Below are 15,658 nucleotides of genomic sequence, written 5' to 3'. Positions count from 1 at the left end.
TTAAGGATTTCATTTGCAGTTTTTAATAATTTGTTGAAGTAGGTTTTTCATTTGATGAATAGCTTCTTCATTAATATTTTCTAGTGCGGTGGCTCTATTCTGAATAGCTATTTCGTTTACATCTATGGTTATTTTTTTTCCGCTTTCTGTTAATGTTAAATTTACTCTTCTTCTATCTGAGGGATGAGTTTCACGAATTAAATAGCCTGCGTTTATTAATAACTGAATAATGCGAGTGATGGAGGAATTGTCTTTAAAAACAATTTTACTAATATCATTTTGAGTGATATCAGGATTTTCAGCGACGCTTTTTAAGATTAACCATTGATCTATCGTGATATCATATCCCGCTTTGCGTACATTTCGTTGTGCAAACTGATTATACGTTCTAAAACACTTATCTAAAGTGTATAGTAGTGTGTCATTTAATTTTTCCATGGCAAGTAATTAACACAAAAATATAAATGCATAATCAATAATTGATATATCAACAATTATTTTACAAAAGCCTTTGCTTCTTGTTCTTTGTTCATTTCTCCAAACTATTTCTTATTTTGCACCAATGCAGTTTAAAGAGATAATTGGACAGGAAAGCTTAAAGAAACAGTTGATTCAAACTGTTGTAGAAAACAGGGTAAGTCATGCACAATTGTTTTTATCTCCAGAAGGAAGCGGTGCTTTATTGTTAGCAATTGCATACGCTCAATACATCAACTGTCAAAATAGAACAAGCGAAGATAGTTGTGGAGAATGTGCGTCGTGTCGCAAGTATGAAAAGTATATTCATCCAGATTTACATTTCTCTTATCCTTTCTTCGCATCAAAAGATGTAAAAATTGCAGTCGATGTGCTAGAAGAATGGCGTAATTTATTGCTCGAAGATCCTTATTTTAATTTAGACATTTGGCGTTCGAAACTGAGTGCGGAGAATAAACAAGCCAATATTAACATTGCCGAGTGTCACGATATCATCAAGAAATTAAGTTACAAAGCTTTTGAAGCAGATACAAAAGTATTGATTATGTGGTTGCCAGAATTTTTGGATAGAGAAGGGAATGCTTTGCTAAAAATTATCGAAGAACCACCTGCAAATACCTTATTTATTTTAGTCGCTCAAAATCAAGAACAAATTTTATCGACTATTTTATCGCGGACGCAGATTGTTAAAATTCCAAAGCTAGCCGATACTGATATTGAAAATTACCTCATTCACAGATCACAATTATCGGATAACCAAGCAGCAGAATATAGTTTTTTGGCAGATGGAAATTTGATAGAAGCAAAGGCATTATTAAACGATACACCCAACAATAATGCAGGTTATTTTACAGAATGGTTACGCATGGGTTTTGGAAATAAGGTAGCAGCAATGATTGCTTTTACAGATACAGCAGCAAGTTGGGGCAGAGAAAATCAGAAAAACTTTTTAAAATACGGAATCAATTTTTTACGCGAATGTAGTTTGTTATTAAGCGGAGCTGATGATTTGGTAAAATTGCCACATCAAACCTTAGAAATTGCAGTAAAACTTTCTACAAACGTGTTAAATTTAGCCATGGTAGAAGCGCTAATTAACGAATTGGAAAAAGCACATTACCACATCGAGCGGAATGCGAATCCAAAAATTCTGTTTTTAGATGTATCTTTACAATTAGTAAAAATAATTAAGTTTAAAACGCTCCCGAAAGGGACTCAATATATATACAATTAATATGGGATGTGGAAGTTGTTCGACAGGTGGCGGTTGCGCCCCCTCTGGCTGCAAAAGTAATGGCTCATGTCTTACTGGCGGATGCCAAAAAATGGAAGTACACGACTGGCTATCAAATTTGGATATGCCATCTAATTATATACCTTTTCAAGTTGTTGAAGTAAAATTTAAAGGTGCTAGAAAAGAATTCTTTTTAAATAACGAAAATATTTACCTCGAAATAGGCGAATTAGTTGCAGTAGAAGGCGCAACTGGTGGATACGATATCGGCCATGTTTCCCTAACAGGAGAATTGGTGCGTATGCAAATGAAACGTCGTAAAACTCCACTAGATCAGGTAACTCGTAAAATATATCGTAAGGCTACAGAAGCTGATGTAGATAAATGGAAATTAGCTAAAGATATGGAATGGGAAACCATGCATAAAGCCCGTACGTTAGCCTTAGATTTACGTTTGTCGATGAAAATTAGCGATGTAGATTACCAAGGAGATAAAACAAAAGCTACATTTTTTTATACAGCAGAAGGTCGTGTTGATTTTAGAGAGCTGATAAAAAAAATGGCAGAAACTTTCAGGATCAGAATTGAAATGCGCCAAATTGGAATGCGTCAAGAAGCAGGTCGTTTAGGCGGAATTGGCTCTTGTGGTAGAGAATTGTGCTGCTCTACATGGCTAACAAATTTCAAAACTGTTTCTACAGCTGCGGCTAGGTATCAAAATCTTTCTCTAAATACATTAAAACTAGCCGGACAATGCGGTAAGCTAAAATGCTGTTTAAACTACGAATTGGATACCTATTTGGATGCGTTGAAAGATATTCCAGATCGTATTGAAGCTTTACAAACTGAAGTTGGCGTTGCTCGTCATCAAAAAACAGACATCTTTAAAAAATTAATGTGGTTTAGTTACGCTAATCAAGAAGATTGGATTCCTTTAAAAGTTGACCGTGTGAAAGAGATCATGGCAATGAATAAAAAAGGAGAAAAACCAGTTAATTTAAAAGACGAAGCGGTAGAATTAAAAACAACAACGATAGTTGAAAAAGTACACGATTACGAAAATGTGGTTGGTCAGGATAGTTTAACTCGTTTAGACGATAGAAATAAAAACCGAAACAATAACAATCGTAATAAAAATAACAATAATAGAAACGATCGTAATCGCAATCAACAACCAGGTAATTCGCAGCAACAACCAAGACCTGCTCAACAAGCTAAACCTATTCAACAAGCAAAGCCAGTTCAACAACAAAAACCTCAAGGCCAAAAACCTATAGTAGAAGGAGCGGCTCCAGCAAATCCTAATGCGCCAAAACCGAATCGGAATAATAGAAATAGGAATAAAAATCGCAATAAAAACAGACCTACAGATTCATCATCTGAAAAGCCGAAAAATGAATAAAACGAAGTTTATATTGCCTTTCTTAAGTCTATTGCTATTTCTTTCAGGATGTAGTAATACTAACATTATTGACACCAATGTAAATGTTCCTGATAATAGTTGGACCTATGCCAAGAGTATAAAAACAACTGTAGAAATTAAGGATACTATCCAATCGTATCAACTCTATTTTAAGCTTCGTCACACTACAGATTATCGTTATGCTAATTTATATGTAGTAATGCGTTTAAAAGGAAATGGCTTAAATAAAAGTACACGTTATCAATTTAAATTAGCCAAAAATGACGGCGAATGGTTGGGCAAAGGTTCCGGAGATTTGTACACCTATAATTTTCCACTGCTAACTAATTATCGTTTTGCGAAATCTGGAAAATACGAAATAGAAATAGAACAAAATATGCGTGATAATCCATTAATTGGCATTAGCGATATTGGAATAACTGTAGCAAAGAAACAGGATTAATTACCGAAAATTCAATTCTTAAATGAAGAACATTATATGGGCAATTTGCCTTTTCATGATAACCACATCTGCTACAGCTGCAGAAATTAATTTCTTAGATAACCCAGTTTGGAATACCGTTTTAGAAAAAGCGAAAAAAGAAAATAAAGTAATTTTCTTGGATGCTTATGCAACTTGGTGTGGCCCTTGTAAAATGATGGATAGCGAAACGTATAAAGATCAAGCAGTTGCTGATTATTACAATGCTAATTTTATCAATGTAAAATACGATATGGAAAAAGGTGAAGGCCTGTTGTTAGCACAACGATTTTCTGTGGAATCATACCCTAATTTATTATTTATTAATCCTGATGGTACCGTACTCCATAGAGGTACAGGATTTCGAAAAGGACCAGAGTTTACAGATTTAGGACAAAATGCTCAATTCCTTATTTCGAAAAAGTCGGCAATGGCTATGAGCAATGTTCAATTTGTAAAATTTGCTGAAGAAGCAACGAAATTTGAAGATGAAGATTTCGATCAAATGAGTGAAGACTATTTAGCTAAACAAACTGATATTTTAGGAAATGCAGACTTAATCGATTTGATTATGAACTATGCTAATTCTTTGCCAGATCAAAAATCTTTAGCCTACATAGCGAATAATAAAGCCAAAATTTTACAAACGGGAAATTATACTGAGGATGACTTTAATGAACGTCTGATAAGCTTAACCTTGGGTTATTCACTTTCTGAACATGAACAATTGGATGATGAAGCCTTAGATTTTGAGGTCATTAAAACATTACTAGAAAAATATGTTCCTGAAAAAGCGTTCTTTGTTTACCACTATTTTAAATCACAATATGCATTAGATAATAAAGAAACCGACGAAGCGATTTCGGAATTTGATGCTATTTTAACGAACACACCAACAAAAGTAACCTTCGATCAAGTGTGTAATGCAATGATGAATATTGGCCCTGGCTTATTAAGTGAAGGTAAATTGGAAACTACTTTAAAAAAGTTTGAAGATATAAAGCTGACAGAGAAAGATGCAGATAAAGCTTATATGAAAGATTTTGTGAAAGCCATTATCTACATTAAAGTGAAAGATTTTGAAAAATTTAAAGGTGTTGCAAATACAATGATTACTAGTACTGGCACACCAGAAAAGGTTAAAGAAGATTTAAAGGCAGCGCTAGAAAGAATAAAATAATACTGTTAATTGGCTCATTAGTTCATTACAAAGGATACCTAGGCGTTTAGCCTAATGAACTATTCAACCAATGAACTTTAAAGCAAATGCAATAATTGTTCTAATGCCATTCCTCGACTACCTTTTAATAATACCAAATTATCTACAACAGGATTTTCTTGAAGGTAAATTGTGGCATCTGCAGGAGTGTTAAAAAAGTGACCCGCATATTTTCCTTTGTACGCGTAAAAATCTTTGCCAATAAAAATTAACGTTTCAATATTACTTTCCGAAGCTAGTTTCGCAATAAGTTCATGTTGCTGTGGAGATTCTGCGCCTAACTCAAACATATCGCCAAGGATGGCAGTTTTATGTGCTGAATTTAGCGATTTCAAATTATTTAACGCTGCACTCATACTGCTTGGATTAGCATTATAGAAATCACAGATCACCGTGTTTTTCTCTGTCTTTGATAATTGTGAGCGGTTGTTATTTGGAAAATAATTTGCTAAACCTATATTAATTTGTTCAGCACTTAATTCAAAGAAATGGCCAATGCAAATCGCTGCTAAAATATTCTCGAAGTTATAAGTGCCTGTTAAATTTGCTTTTGCTTGATAACGGACATTGTGAGCAGCCCACTCAAATTCAATTAATGGATCACTATGTTGTAATTTTCCGCTAACTGCATTTTCTTTTTCGCTCCCATAATAAACCACTTTATTTAATCCAGCAGCCTCGCTCATTTCTAATAAATAAGGATTATTGCGATTAATAAATGCATAGCCATGATGTGCTTTTAAATAAGCATACAATTCAGCTTTGCCTTTTTTAACACCTTCAAAGCCGCCAAAACCATCTAAATGAGCCATTCCTACGTTTGTAATCAATCCATGCGTAGGTTGTGCAATTTCACACAAAAATTCTATTTCTTTTTGATGGTTTGCACCCATTTCAATTACAGCAATTTCTACATCGTTTTGTAAAGCTAAAATGGATAAAGGAACACCAATGTGGTTATTTAAATTCCCTTTGGTTGCAAAAGTCTTAAATTTTTCGGCCAGTACCGCTCTAATTAACTCTTTTGTAGTGGTTTTACCATTGCTTCCTGTTAAGCCAATAACTGGAATAGTTAACTGTTTTCTATGGTGTTTTGCTAAATCCTGCAAAGAGGTTAATACATCATCAACTAAAATACACCGGTTATTTATAGCGTATTGCTTATTATCTACAATAGCAAAAGCCGCACCTTGAGCTAAAGCTTTTTCAGCAAAAGTATTCGCATCAAAATTATCGCCTTTCAGCGCAAAGAACAAACAACCTTCGGTAATGGCTCTTGTATCAGTACAAATTGTAGCGTGTTTTAGATAATGTTGGTAAAGCTGTTCGGTACTTGCCATTTCGCAAAGCGGATAAATTTCATCGTAAAATTACAAATGCAAAGATAAATACAAAATCCTTTTTAGTATATTGATAAATATTCCTATTGTATGAAGAAATTTTTGCTTTCTATATTGTTTTTGAGTTTTAGTACTACTGTGGTTTTAGCTCAAACGCCATCGCCTGATGAATTTTTAGGTTATCCATTAGGTAGTCGTTTTACGCCACATCAAAAAGTAGTTGATTATTTTAAGAAAGTAGCTTCAACAAACAAAAACATCCAATTACAGACTTACGGAAAAACATACGAAGGACGGGAATTAGTACTTGCCATTATTTCTGATAAGGATAACATGGATAAGCTAGAACAGATTAGAACAGCTAATTTGAGTTTAGCAAATGCCGATAAAAGTGGTGTAAAAACAGCCAAACAACCAGCAATTTTATGGTTAAGTTATAATGTACATGGCAATGAAGCTAATTCTACAGAAACAGCAATGAAAGTTTTGTACACGCTGGCCTCAACAAAAGATGGCAATACTGCAGCGTGGTTAAAAAACACAGTCGTCATTATAGATCCTTGTTTAAATCCCGATGGGAGAGAAAGATACGTGAGTTATTTTAACATGGTAAGCGGGGTTTTACCAAACCCAGATCCTTCTGCTCGAGAACATAGCGAACCTTGGCCAGGTGGCAGACCAAACCACTATTATTATGATTTGAATCGCGATTGGGCTTGGCAAACTCAAGTAGAAACACAGCAACGATTAATTGCTTATCATAAATGGATGCCACAAGTTCATGTAGATTTTCATGAACAAAGTTACAATGAACCTTATTATTTTGCGCCGGCGGCAGAACCTGTTCATCAAGATATCACACCTTGGCAAAGAGAATTTCAAGTAACTGTCGGAAAAAACAACGCTAAATATTTTGACGAAAACGGCTGGCAATATTTTACCAAAGAACGGTTCGATCTTTTATATCCATCGTATGGAGATACTTATCCACTTTACAATGGTGCAATTGGTATGACCTACGAGCAGGGAGGAATTAGGGCTGGTTTGGCTGTAATCACATCAGATGGAGATACATTGACATTAAAAGATAGAATTGACCATCACTTTACAACTTCAATGGCTACGTTAGAAACGGTTTCAACACATGCAGAGAAATTAGTGAGCGAGTTTAAAAAGTACTTCGAGCAAAGCGCTATGAATCCACCAGGAATTTATAAGAGCTATGTAGTAAAAGCTCAAAATATAGCAAGACTGCGTAAAATGGCAGAATTGCTGAGCAGAAACCACATTGCTTTCGCTTTTGGAGCCGATCGTACCTTAAATGGCTATAATTACGAAACTCAAAAAGTAGAGAATTTTAAAGTAGAACGAAACGATCTGATTGTTAATCTACAACAGCCACGTTCGGTAATGGCGAATGTGCTTTTTGAGCCTCAAACAGTAGTAACCGATTCTAACACCTACGATATTACGGCTTGGGCATTGCCTTATGCCTATGGTTTAAAAGCATATGCAGTTAAAGAGCCGATATCAGGGAGTTTCACTTTTATAGATGAGAAAAAAGAAAACGTTCCAGTGATTAATAAACCTTATGCTTGGGTAATGCCATGGAATGCAGTTACAGATGCACAAATCTTGATGGCTTTACAAAAACAGAAAATAAAAGTTCGCCTGGCGGAAGAAGGATTTACAATCGGAGGAAAAGTTTACCCCGCTGGTTCTTTATTAATCTATAGAACTGAAAACGAACGAAATATCAAAGAATTTAGTACTGTTTTAATGGGAATAGCCAAACAAAACAATGTATCTTTTTATCCTATTGCAAGTGGTTATGTAGAAAAAGGGAAAGACTTTGGTTCCTCGGTTTATCGATTGTTAACCGCACCAAAGATAGCAGTAGCTACTGGACAAGAAGTTTCGTCGCAAAGTGTTGGGGAAATTTGGCATTTCTTTGAACAAGAATTAAACTACCCTGTAAGTCTAATTAGCGTACAAAGTGCAGCGTATTTGGATATAAATAAAATTAATGTGTTGATTTTGCCAGACGGGAATTATCCAGAAAAACTAGCAGAACAATTAAGTGGATGGATTAATGCTGGCGGTAATCTTATTTTAATGGAGGATGCAATTCAATCCATGGTTGGTAAGAAATCGTTCGACATTAAGAAAAAGGAATATCCTAAGAAGGATGAAAAAGAAAGTAACGAACGTAAATACGCTGAAAAAGACAAGGATGATTTACAAAACTCTATCCCTGGAGCAATATATAAAGTGAGCTTAGATCAAAGTCACCCACTTGCTGCAGGCTTGGGTACCTATTATTATACCTTAAAAACAGACGAAAGAATTTACGAACCTTTAGAAAATGGGTGGAATGTGGGTACCCTAAAAGCAAATAGTTACATGGCTGGCATAGCAGGAGAGAAAGTGAAGAAGAAATTGGCTACAGGATTATTATATGGGGTACAGCAAGTTGGCAGAGGAAATATAGTTTACTTAGGCACGGATGTTTTATTCCGCTCTTTCTGGGAAAATGGAAAGCAATTATTTACCAATGCTATTTTCTTGGTGAATTAATCTAAAAAACCCCAATTTTATTTACGTCATTCCCATTCAAATGGGAATCTTCATGATAGTTAGCATTAAGATTCCCGTTTTCAAGTGAATGATGATTTGCTTTAGAACTTACTTCTTATCAATACTATATTTCCCTGGACCAACGAATAATAATCCAAAAAATACAATACCCAATTCAATAGCATGAGAAGCGCCGTTAATGCCATCGCCTTTGTTAAAATGAACCAAGGCCGCAATAATCATTGTAAAAACCAATAGAATATTTACAGGACGAAAAAACAATCCAAGTATTAATAAAAAACCACCAAAAGTTTCGGTTGCCGCAGCCATAAATCCCCATGCAACAGGTAAAAAATCAATGCCAATTAATTTCATGCTTCCACCAAGCCCTTTCCAGGTTTCTACACCGCCCATAATTTTTGGGAAACCATGAATCATAAACATCACGCCTAAGCCAAGTCTAATTAATAATAGTCCAGTATTGCGGTATTTTCCTAGGTTGTCAAGAATTGCCATTTTATAAAAAGTTTAATTGAACGTTGTGTTTATTTACGGCTAAAGATACATTTTTACCGACAACCATTGCTCGGTTATCATCAATATGCCCTGTTGGGAAATTAAAGCAAACTGGATAATCGTATTCCTTTACCAATTCCCAAATTACTTCTTCTGGTGTTTGCCCAAAAGGGATTTTCTCTTCCGAAATCTCATTAAAAGCACCTACAATTAGTCCTTTTAGTTTAGCTAGCTTCCCTTTCCGTTTCAGCAAACGCATCATTCTATCTATTGAATATTCATGCTCACCAACATCCTCTAAAAAAGAGAATTTTATCGGTATAATCCATTTCAGAAATAGAGCCTTCAACAGCAATCAGTAGACTTAAATTTCCACCAACTAAAATCCCTTTGGTTGTTCCAACTCGATTAGGAAATTCACTAGAATACGTATAAGAAACAGGCTCGCCAAAAAGAGATTTTCGCAAGCTTTCTAAAGCTTCAGGAGTACTTTCATCAAATGTATAAGGCATTTGTGCGTGAATGCTCTGTGTGTTTAATTCCGCCAATGCGTGAGAAAGCAAAATGGTTATATCGCTAAAACCAATTAACCATTTTGGCTGCTCGTTAAACGTGGTAAAATCAAGTTTGTCTATTATTCTAATGGTACCATAACCCCCACGACCAGCTATAATCGCTTTAATACTTTTATCATCTAAAAATTGCTGTAAATCTGCGGTTCTTTCTTCATCCGTTCCCGAAAATTGGTGATAAGAACCAGCTACTGTTTTTCCAATCACTACTTCTAATCCCCATTGCTGTAAAATGGAAATTCCATAAGCTATACTTTTGGGTAATTTCTTAGCAGGACAAACAATTGCAATTTTGTCTCCTTTTTTTAAATATGGTGGCTGTTTAATCATAGGTAAAACACTTATCTTTGCCAAAATAAATAAATAGTTTTGGATAATAGTAAAATTAAAAGATATACCGTAACGGCGGCCTTGCCTTACACCAATGGTCCGGTGCATATTGGTCACTTAGCAGGTGTTTATTTGCCGGCAGACACCTATGTGCGTTATTTGCGTTCGAACAAAAGAGATGTAAAGTTTATTTGTGGTTCTGATGAGAATGGCGTTCCCATAACCTTAAAGGCTAAAAAAGAAGGCGTTACCCCTCAAGAAATAGTAGATAAATACCATAAGATTATTGGTGATTCTTTTAAAGAATTTGGTGTTTCTTTTGATATTTATCACCGCACCTCATCGTTAACTCATCACCAAACTGCCTCAGCATTTTTTAAAAAATTATATGATGATGGTATTTTTACGGAGGAAATTACTGAACAATATTACGACGAGAAAGCACAAACCTTTTTAGCTGACAGATACATTACAGGTACTTGCCCTAGATGTGGCAATGAAAATGCGTATGGCGATCAATGCGAAAATTGCGGAAGTACGCTGAATGCAACAGACTTAATCAATCCAAAATCTACGCTATCTGGCGAACCACCTGTGCGTAAAGAAACCAAGAACTGGTTTTTACCATTAGATAAATACGAAGATAAATTAAGAGCTTATATCGAAAGTCATAAAGAGTGGCGTCCAAATGTATATGGCCAATGCCAAAGTTGGTTAAATGCAGGTTTGCAGCCAAGGGCGATGACAAGAGACCTAGATTGGGGCGTAAAAGTTCCAATTAAAGGCGCAGATGGTAAAGTTTTGTATGTATGGTTTGATGCACCAATTGGTTATATCTCTGCAACTAAGGAGCTTTGTAATTACGCTACGCTTGATGTTTGGAACCCGAAAGCAGAAGAATATTACATCAGCCCGATGGAAGATGATAAATGTGGTTGGGAAAACTATTGGAAAGACGAAGAAACTAAACTAGTTCACTTTATTGGCAAGGATAATATCGTTTTCCATTGCATTATTTTTCCAGCAATGCTGATGGCACATGGCGATTATATTTTAGCCGATAATGTGCCAGCAAATGAATTCTTAAATTTAGAAGGTCAAAAAATATCTACCTCTAAAAACTGGGCAGTTTGGCTGAACGAATATTTACTGGAGTTTAAAGATAAGCAAGATGTTTTGCGTTATGTATTAACTGCTACCGCTCCAGAAACAAAGGATAACGATTTTACATGGAAAGATTTCCAAGCTCGTAATAACAACGAATTAGTTGCCGTTTTAGGTAACTTTATTAATCGTGTTACCGTACTTACGCATAAGTATTTTAACGGTAAAGTGCCAATGTTAATGGAGGTGACAGCGCAAGACCAAGCTGTAATTGATGAGTTGACTACCTATCCTGCAAAAATTAGCGCATCTATAGAAAACTATCGTTTTAGAGAAGCCTTATCTGAAGTGATGAATGTAGCTCGTTTAGGTAATAAATACCTAGCAGATACAGAACCTTGGAAAGTGATTAAAACTGACGAGGATAGAGTAAGAACCATTTTAAATATCAGCTTGCAAATTGCAGCAAATATTGAAATTTTAATAGAACCTTTCTTACCATTTACGGCAGATAAACTGATGAAGATGCTAAACTATGGTGGTTACCAATGGGAAGATGCAGGTAAAATGAATTTGTTAACCCGTGGGCATCAATTGAATGAACCAGAATTGTTATTTAGCAAGATTGAAGACGAAGAAGTACAAGCTCAGATTGATAAATTAAATAACAGTAAATCTGCAAACGCACAAGCAAATGCAACGTTAGTTCCTGCAAAGGAAAATATTCAATTTGACCAGTTTGGAGCAATGGATATTCGTGTAGCCACTATTACCGCAGCAGAAAAAGTAGAAAAAACTAAAAAGCTATTAAAGCTAACGGTAAACACAGGATTAGATGAACGGACAGTAGTTTCGGGCATAGCCGAATATTATAAACCGGAAGATATCATTGGTCAACAGGTGAGTCTATTAGTAAACTTAGCGCCAAGAGAAATTAAAGGAGTTGTATCTCAAGGCATGATTTTAATGGCCGAAGATTCTGAAGGTAAACTCACATTTGTAGCACCTACCTTGAAATTTGAGAACGGTAGTGTCGTGCGATAAGTTTTTATGTATAATGCACAGGGTGAACTAGATTTCTAGCTCTGTGCGTTTTATATGAACAGCTGAAAGGCTTAATTAAATCGACTATTTAAATAGCTCCCTATATTTCTTTTCAAAAGCTAGTGCATGTTCCATCATCCCGATATCGTTAGGATGTGCACCATCAACGGTAGATTCGATGCCCATTCCAATCTCTTTTGTGGTTAATAGGTGAATGTTTTTAATTCCTTTTGCTTTAAGTTCATTGTATATTTTAGCAAGTATTTGGCTTGAGGTTCTAAACTCTGTATTCTTAACAGTATCTAAGACATGCTCACTTCCACCTCCACTGTGTTCTACCAATAAAATAGGTGCTTTAGGTTGCTTTTTCTGCAATGTGGTTACCGCTTCATTTATCCTTTTCCTAATTTCATCTTCCGGATAAAGGGTTCTTGAGCCTAAGTTGGGCATGCAATCGAGAATAAAAAGCTTAGCATCAATCTGTGCAATATGGTTAATGATTGGCGTTTCCAATCTGCCATTACCAGAAAAAGCCATATTAATTACAGGGGTATTTATCTTTCTACCAAAAATGGAAGGCCATGCTAAGCCAGGCCTACTTGCGCAGCCACCCTGTGCAATCGAAGTACCATAAACTACAATTGGTTTTTGACTATTAATAGGCAAAAACGTTAATGGTGTTCCTTCATCAACTCCAACCTCTAACCATTTTACCGAATTGTATAAAGGCAAATAGAGCCTGAAGATTTTTCCATGTTTTGCAGCTAAGTTATCGAAAGTATAGGTTACTGTATCTTTAAAGGCATAAGTGCCTGGCGACCAATCCCAAATGCCTTTTTCGTTGTGTGCATATAAATCTACTCCACTTACACCAGTTGATGGCATATGTGGCATGTTCAATGAACCGCTAACTTGATAACGAATTTTTATCTTTTTTGCTGTAGTGCTAAACTCAATGTATTCGCCCGCTGTATTTTGCGAAAGTGCCCAAACAGGGGGTCTAACTTCATCTTTTAATGCATTTGGTAAACGTTGGAAACTTGCACCAATTGCTGCTGGCTGTGCTTGCCCTTGTACTACTGGATATTTTTGTTGCAAGGGATTATACCAGATAGTTTGGGCTTGGGCTTTCGTAAATATAAAAAGGAAGAAAAGAAAATAGTTAGCTTTCATTTTTTATGTTGTGTAAGCTAAAGGTAGAGAATTAAGTTTTATTTAAGAAAGCAACAAGCCTTCCTATATACAAACTACTACCGCCAAATAATGCCAATAATTTTATAATTAAGCGGGCCTTTGTTCTAAAAAATGTATATTTAAAAACCTTCCCATTTACAACAATTTCCCGTTACAAAACCTAATTATTTCTTAATGCTTACCGCGACATTACGGCGACCTTATGGCGACCTTACCGCGACTTATGTCTTAGCAGAGTTCTAGTTTAGTTCTGTCTTAGTTTAGGTTATCTACTAGTTTTGGTTTGGACAGTTCTTTAAAATTGGCCATTTTCTAGAACAAGACTCGGATTAAACTAGATACGATATGGGTTAAGCGAAAAAGCCATTAACATAGTGTTAACAGCTTTCATATATGGAGCGTAATTGTTGGAATTAAACTATTGAAACAAGGCTTGCCCCAAAACGTTTGCGGAAAGAGGCCTCTAATAACTCTCTATGGTCAGGGTGTGAGATAGAGATCAGCTCCTTTGCTCTTTGCTTTAAGCTTTTACCGAAAAGATTTACAATGCCATATTCTGTAACCACCCAATGCACATGCCCTCTTGTAGTAACTACACCTGCGCCTTCTTTTAAGAAAGGTACAATCCTACTAATTCCTTTGTTCGTTTGCGAAGGGATGGCAATAATTGGTTTTCCACCTTCAGAAAGAGATGCTCCATGAATAAAGTCCATTTGCCCGCCAATACCAGAGAATTGATAAGTACCAATCGAATCAGAACATACTTGTCCAGTTAAATCAATTTCAATAGCACTGTTGATAGCGGTAACTTTTGGGTTTTGCCTAATAATGCTTGTATCGTTAACATAATCGATAGCCATAGTGCGGATAGATGGATTATCGTTCACAAAATCGTAAAGTTTTCTTGTTCCTGTGATAAATGAAGTTACCGAACGACCCACATTTAATTTCTTTTTGCTGTTGTTGATTACACCACTTTCAATTAGCGGAATAATTCCATCAGAAAACATTTCGGTATGGATGCCAAGATCTTTATGATGAGTCAAGTTTTGGAGAACCTGGTCTGGAATAGCTCCAATCCCCATCTGAAGTGTTGCTCCGTCTTCTACTAACGAGGCTACATGATATCCTATTTTGCTAACGATATTATTAGATAGGGTACCATAATTAACTTCTGGTAGCGCAGAACTATACCATACCATTGCATGGATTTTATTGATGTGTACAAAACCATCTCCATGAGTTCTTGGCATTAAAGGGTTTACTTGTGCAATCACGTGCTTGGCATTTTCTACCGCTGCTCTGGCAATATCCACCGATGTACCCAATGAGCAATAACCATGCGCATCTGGTGGCGATACCTGTATCAACGCTACATCAATAGGCAAGATATTTTTTCTAAAAAGCTGCGGAATTTGGCTAAGGAAAATGGGAACATAATCACCATGCTCACTGTTGGCTATATTTCTAGTTGCGGCGGAAACAAAAAGGGAATTAAAAAAGAAAGAACCTGCAAACTCTGGACTATCAAAATTAATATCTCCCAAAGTAGTAATGCTTACTAGTTCGACATTTTTGAGTTGGCGATGCTTTTTCTGAAGTGCTTTTACCAAACAAACTGGTGTTGCTGCTCCTCCATGAATAAAAACTCGATTTCCAGATTTTACTGCTTCTAGTGCATGATCTTCTGAGATATAGACTGGGCTGGTCATATTTTAACTCCCTCCACTAAATCAAAAAGATCTTTTTTTATGATCCTATCGGTTGCTAAAAGTAGTTTAATTTCCTTTCCAATTGCGGTATTCTGTTCTATCAATTCTAATCCAATACGCTGTTCGCTATCAGCGAATATTGATTCGAGTAAATGCTGATGCTTACTGGTCAGTTTTTCTAAATCTTCTATTTTCTGTTGGAGTTGAGCTAGGCTTGCTCCAATCAGTTCCACCTGCTCTTTGCCATGTTTTATCTTGGCTAATTTTTCTGCAGTAAACAGTTTTGTAAAAAAGCGATGTTCATCTTTTAAGAAATCTATTTCAGATCTCCACTCTTTATTTTCAAGATATAGCTCTTGAAGCTCTTGCGATAATTGTAAATCTGGTATGGTATTCATGACGATTTTTTTAAACAAATTTCAGTAATCAATGCCTGTAAGTAGGAGACTTAAGTCA

General features: G+C 35.8%; 14 protein-coding genes. 6 read left to right on the top strand and 8 right to left on the bottom strand.

Annotation, left to right across the window (positions count from 1 at the left end; translation table 11 throughout):
• Positions 1–9: 9 nt before the first annotated feature.
• Positions 10–438 (bottom strand): MarR family winged helix-turn-helix transcriptional regulator, encoded by a 429-nt coding sequence (locus ACHMWN_RS04590; protein WP_397298109.1) that lies wholly within the window; start codon positions 436–438, stop codon positions 10–12.
• A gap of 124 nt (positions 439–562) precedes the next feature.
• Here ACHMWN_RS04590 and ACHMWN_RS04585 point away from each other — a divergent pair, with 124 nt between their 5' ends.
• The 4 genes from ACHMWN_RS04585 to ACHMWN_RS04570 are packed head-to-tail and all read left to right on the top strand — an operon-like array spanning position 563 to position 4,774.
• Entirely contained in the window at positions 563–1,711 is a 1,149-nt protein-coding gene (locus tag ACHMWN_RS04585; protein WP_397298107.1) for an ATP-binding protein, read from the top strand.
• 1 nt (position 1,712) lies between these two features.
• Positions 1,713–3,113 carry a stage 0 sporulation family protein gene (locus ACHMWN_RS04580; protein ID WP_397298105.1) on the top strand — a complete coding sequence of 467 codons (1,401 nt, stop codon included), beginning with the start codon at positions 1,713–1,715 and terminating at the stop codon, positions 3,111–3,113.
• Positions 3,106–3,576 carry a gliding motility lipoprotein GldH gene (locus ACHMWN_RS04575; RefSeq protein WP_397298103.1) on the top strand — a complete coding sequence of 157 codons (471 nt, stop codon included), beginning with the start codon at positions 3,106–3,108 and terminating at the stop codon, positions 3,574–3,576. The genes ACHMWN_RS04580 and ACHMWN_RS04575 overlap by 8 nt, the downstream gene beginning before the upstream one ends.
• A gap of 22 nt (positions 3,577–3,598) precedes the next feature.
• Positions 3,599–4,774, top strand: a complete 1,176-nt coding sequence (locus tag ACHMWN_RS04570) for a thioredoxin family protein (protein WP_397298101.1) — start codon at positions 3,599–3,601, stop codon at positions 4,772–4,774.
• Positions 4,775–4,851: 77 nt separating this feature from the next.
• On the opposite strand, the gene murF is transcribed toward ACHMWN_RS04570, so the two are convergent.
• A complete protein-coding gene (gene murF / locus ACHMWN_RS04565) occupies positions 4,852–6,153 on the bottom strand; it encodes a UDP-N-acetylmuramoyl-tripeptide--D-alanyl-D-alanine ligase (protein WP_397298099.1) in 1,302 nt (433 codons plus the stop codon).
• A 90-nt stretch (positions 6,154–6,243) separates the two neighbouring features.
• Between murF and ACHMWN_RS04560 the strand changes: the two genes are divergently transcribed.
• The gene (locus tag ACHMWN_RS04560; protein ID WP_397298098.1) at positions 6,244–8,730 is read left to right on the top strand and encodes a M14 metallopeptidase family protein; all 2,487 of its coding nucleotides are present in this window, start codon (positions 6,244–6,246) and stop codon (positions 8,728–8,730) included.
• Between the two features lie 108 nt (positions 8,731–8,838).
• On the opposite strand, the gene ACHMWN_RS04555 is transcribed toward ACHMWN_RS04560, so the two are convergent.
• Genes ACHMWN_RS04555 through ACHMWN_RS04545 form a run of 3 tightly spaced genes read right to left on the bottom strand, consistent with a single transcriptional unit; the run spans position 8,839 to position 10,172 of the window.
• Positions 8,839–9,246, bottom strand: a complete 408-nt coding sequence (locus tag ACHMWN_RS04555) for a DoxX family protein (RefSeq protein ID WP_397298096.1) — start codon at positions 9,244–9,246, stop codon at positions 8,839–8,841.
• 1 nt (position 9,247) lies between these two features.
• Entirely contained in the window at positions 9,248–9,505 is a 258-nt protein-coding gene (locus ACHMWN_RS04550) for a hypothetical protein (RefSeq protein WP_397298094.1), read from the bottom strand.
• A 25-nt stretch (positions 9,506–9,530) separates the two neighbouring features.
• Positions 9,531–10,172: an LD-carboxypeptidase gene (locus tag ACHMWN_RS04545; RefSeq protein WP_397298092.1), complete on the bottom strand. Its 642-nt coding sequence runs from the start codon at positions 10,170–10,172 to the stop codon at positions 9,531–9,533.
• A 15-nt stretch (positions 10,173–10,187) separates the two neighbouring features.
• On the opposite strand from ACHMWN_RS04545, the gene metG reads away from it, so the two are divergent.
• Entirely contained in the window at positions 10,188–12,296 is a 2,109-nt protein-coding gene (metG, locus tag ACHMWN_RS04540) for a methionine--tRNA ligase (protein WP_397298090.1), read from the top strand.
• Between the two features lie 84 nt (positions 12,297–12,380).
• Here the strand turns inward: metG and ACHMWN_RS04535 are convergent, their stop codons facing one another.
• From ACHMWN_RS04535 to ACHMWN_RS04525, 3 genes are all read right to left on the bottom strand, one after another.
• On the bottom strand, positions 12,381–13,469 hold the full coding sequence (locus tag ACHMWN_RS04535; RefSeq protein ID WP_397298088.1) for an SGNH/GDSL hydrolase family protein: 1,089 nt from the start codon (positions 13,467–13,469) through the stop codon (positions 12,381–12,383).
• Between the two features lie 434 nt (positions 13,470–13,903).
• Positions 13,904–15,202, bottom strand: a complete 1,299-nt coding sequence (locus ACHMWN_RS04530; protein WP_397298087.1) for an acetyl-CoA hydrolase/transferase family protein — start codon at positions 15,200–15,202, stop codon at positions 13,904–13,906.
• The gene (locus ACHMWN_RS04525; RefSeq protein ID WP_397298086.1) at positions 15,199–15,600 is read right to left on the bottom strand and encodes a hypothetical protein; all 402 of its coding nucleotides are present in this window, start codon (positions 15,598–15,600) and stop codon (positions 15,199–15,201) included. Before ACHMWN_RS04525 ends, ACHMWN_RS04530 begins: the two co-directional genes overlap by 4 nt.
• Between the last annotated feature and the right edge of the window lie 58 nt (positions 15,601–15,658).

The organism is Pedobacter sp. UC225_61 (assembly GCF_044452285.1).
GTDB lineage: Bacteria > Bacteroidota > Bacteroidia > Sphingobacteriales > Sphingobacteriaceae > Pedobacter.
This window is presented reverse-complemented; position numbering and strand designations above follow the sequence as displayed.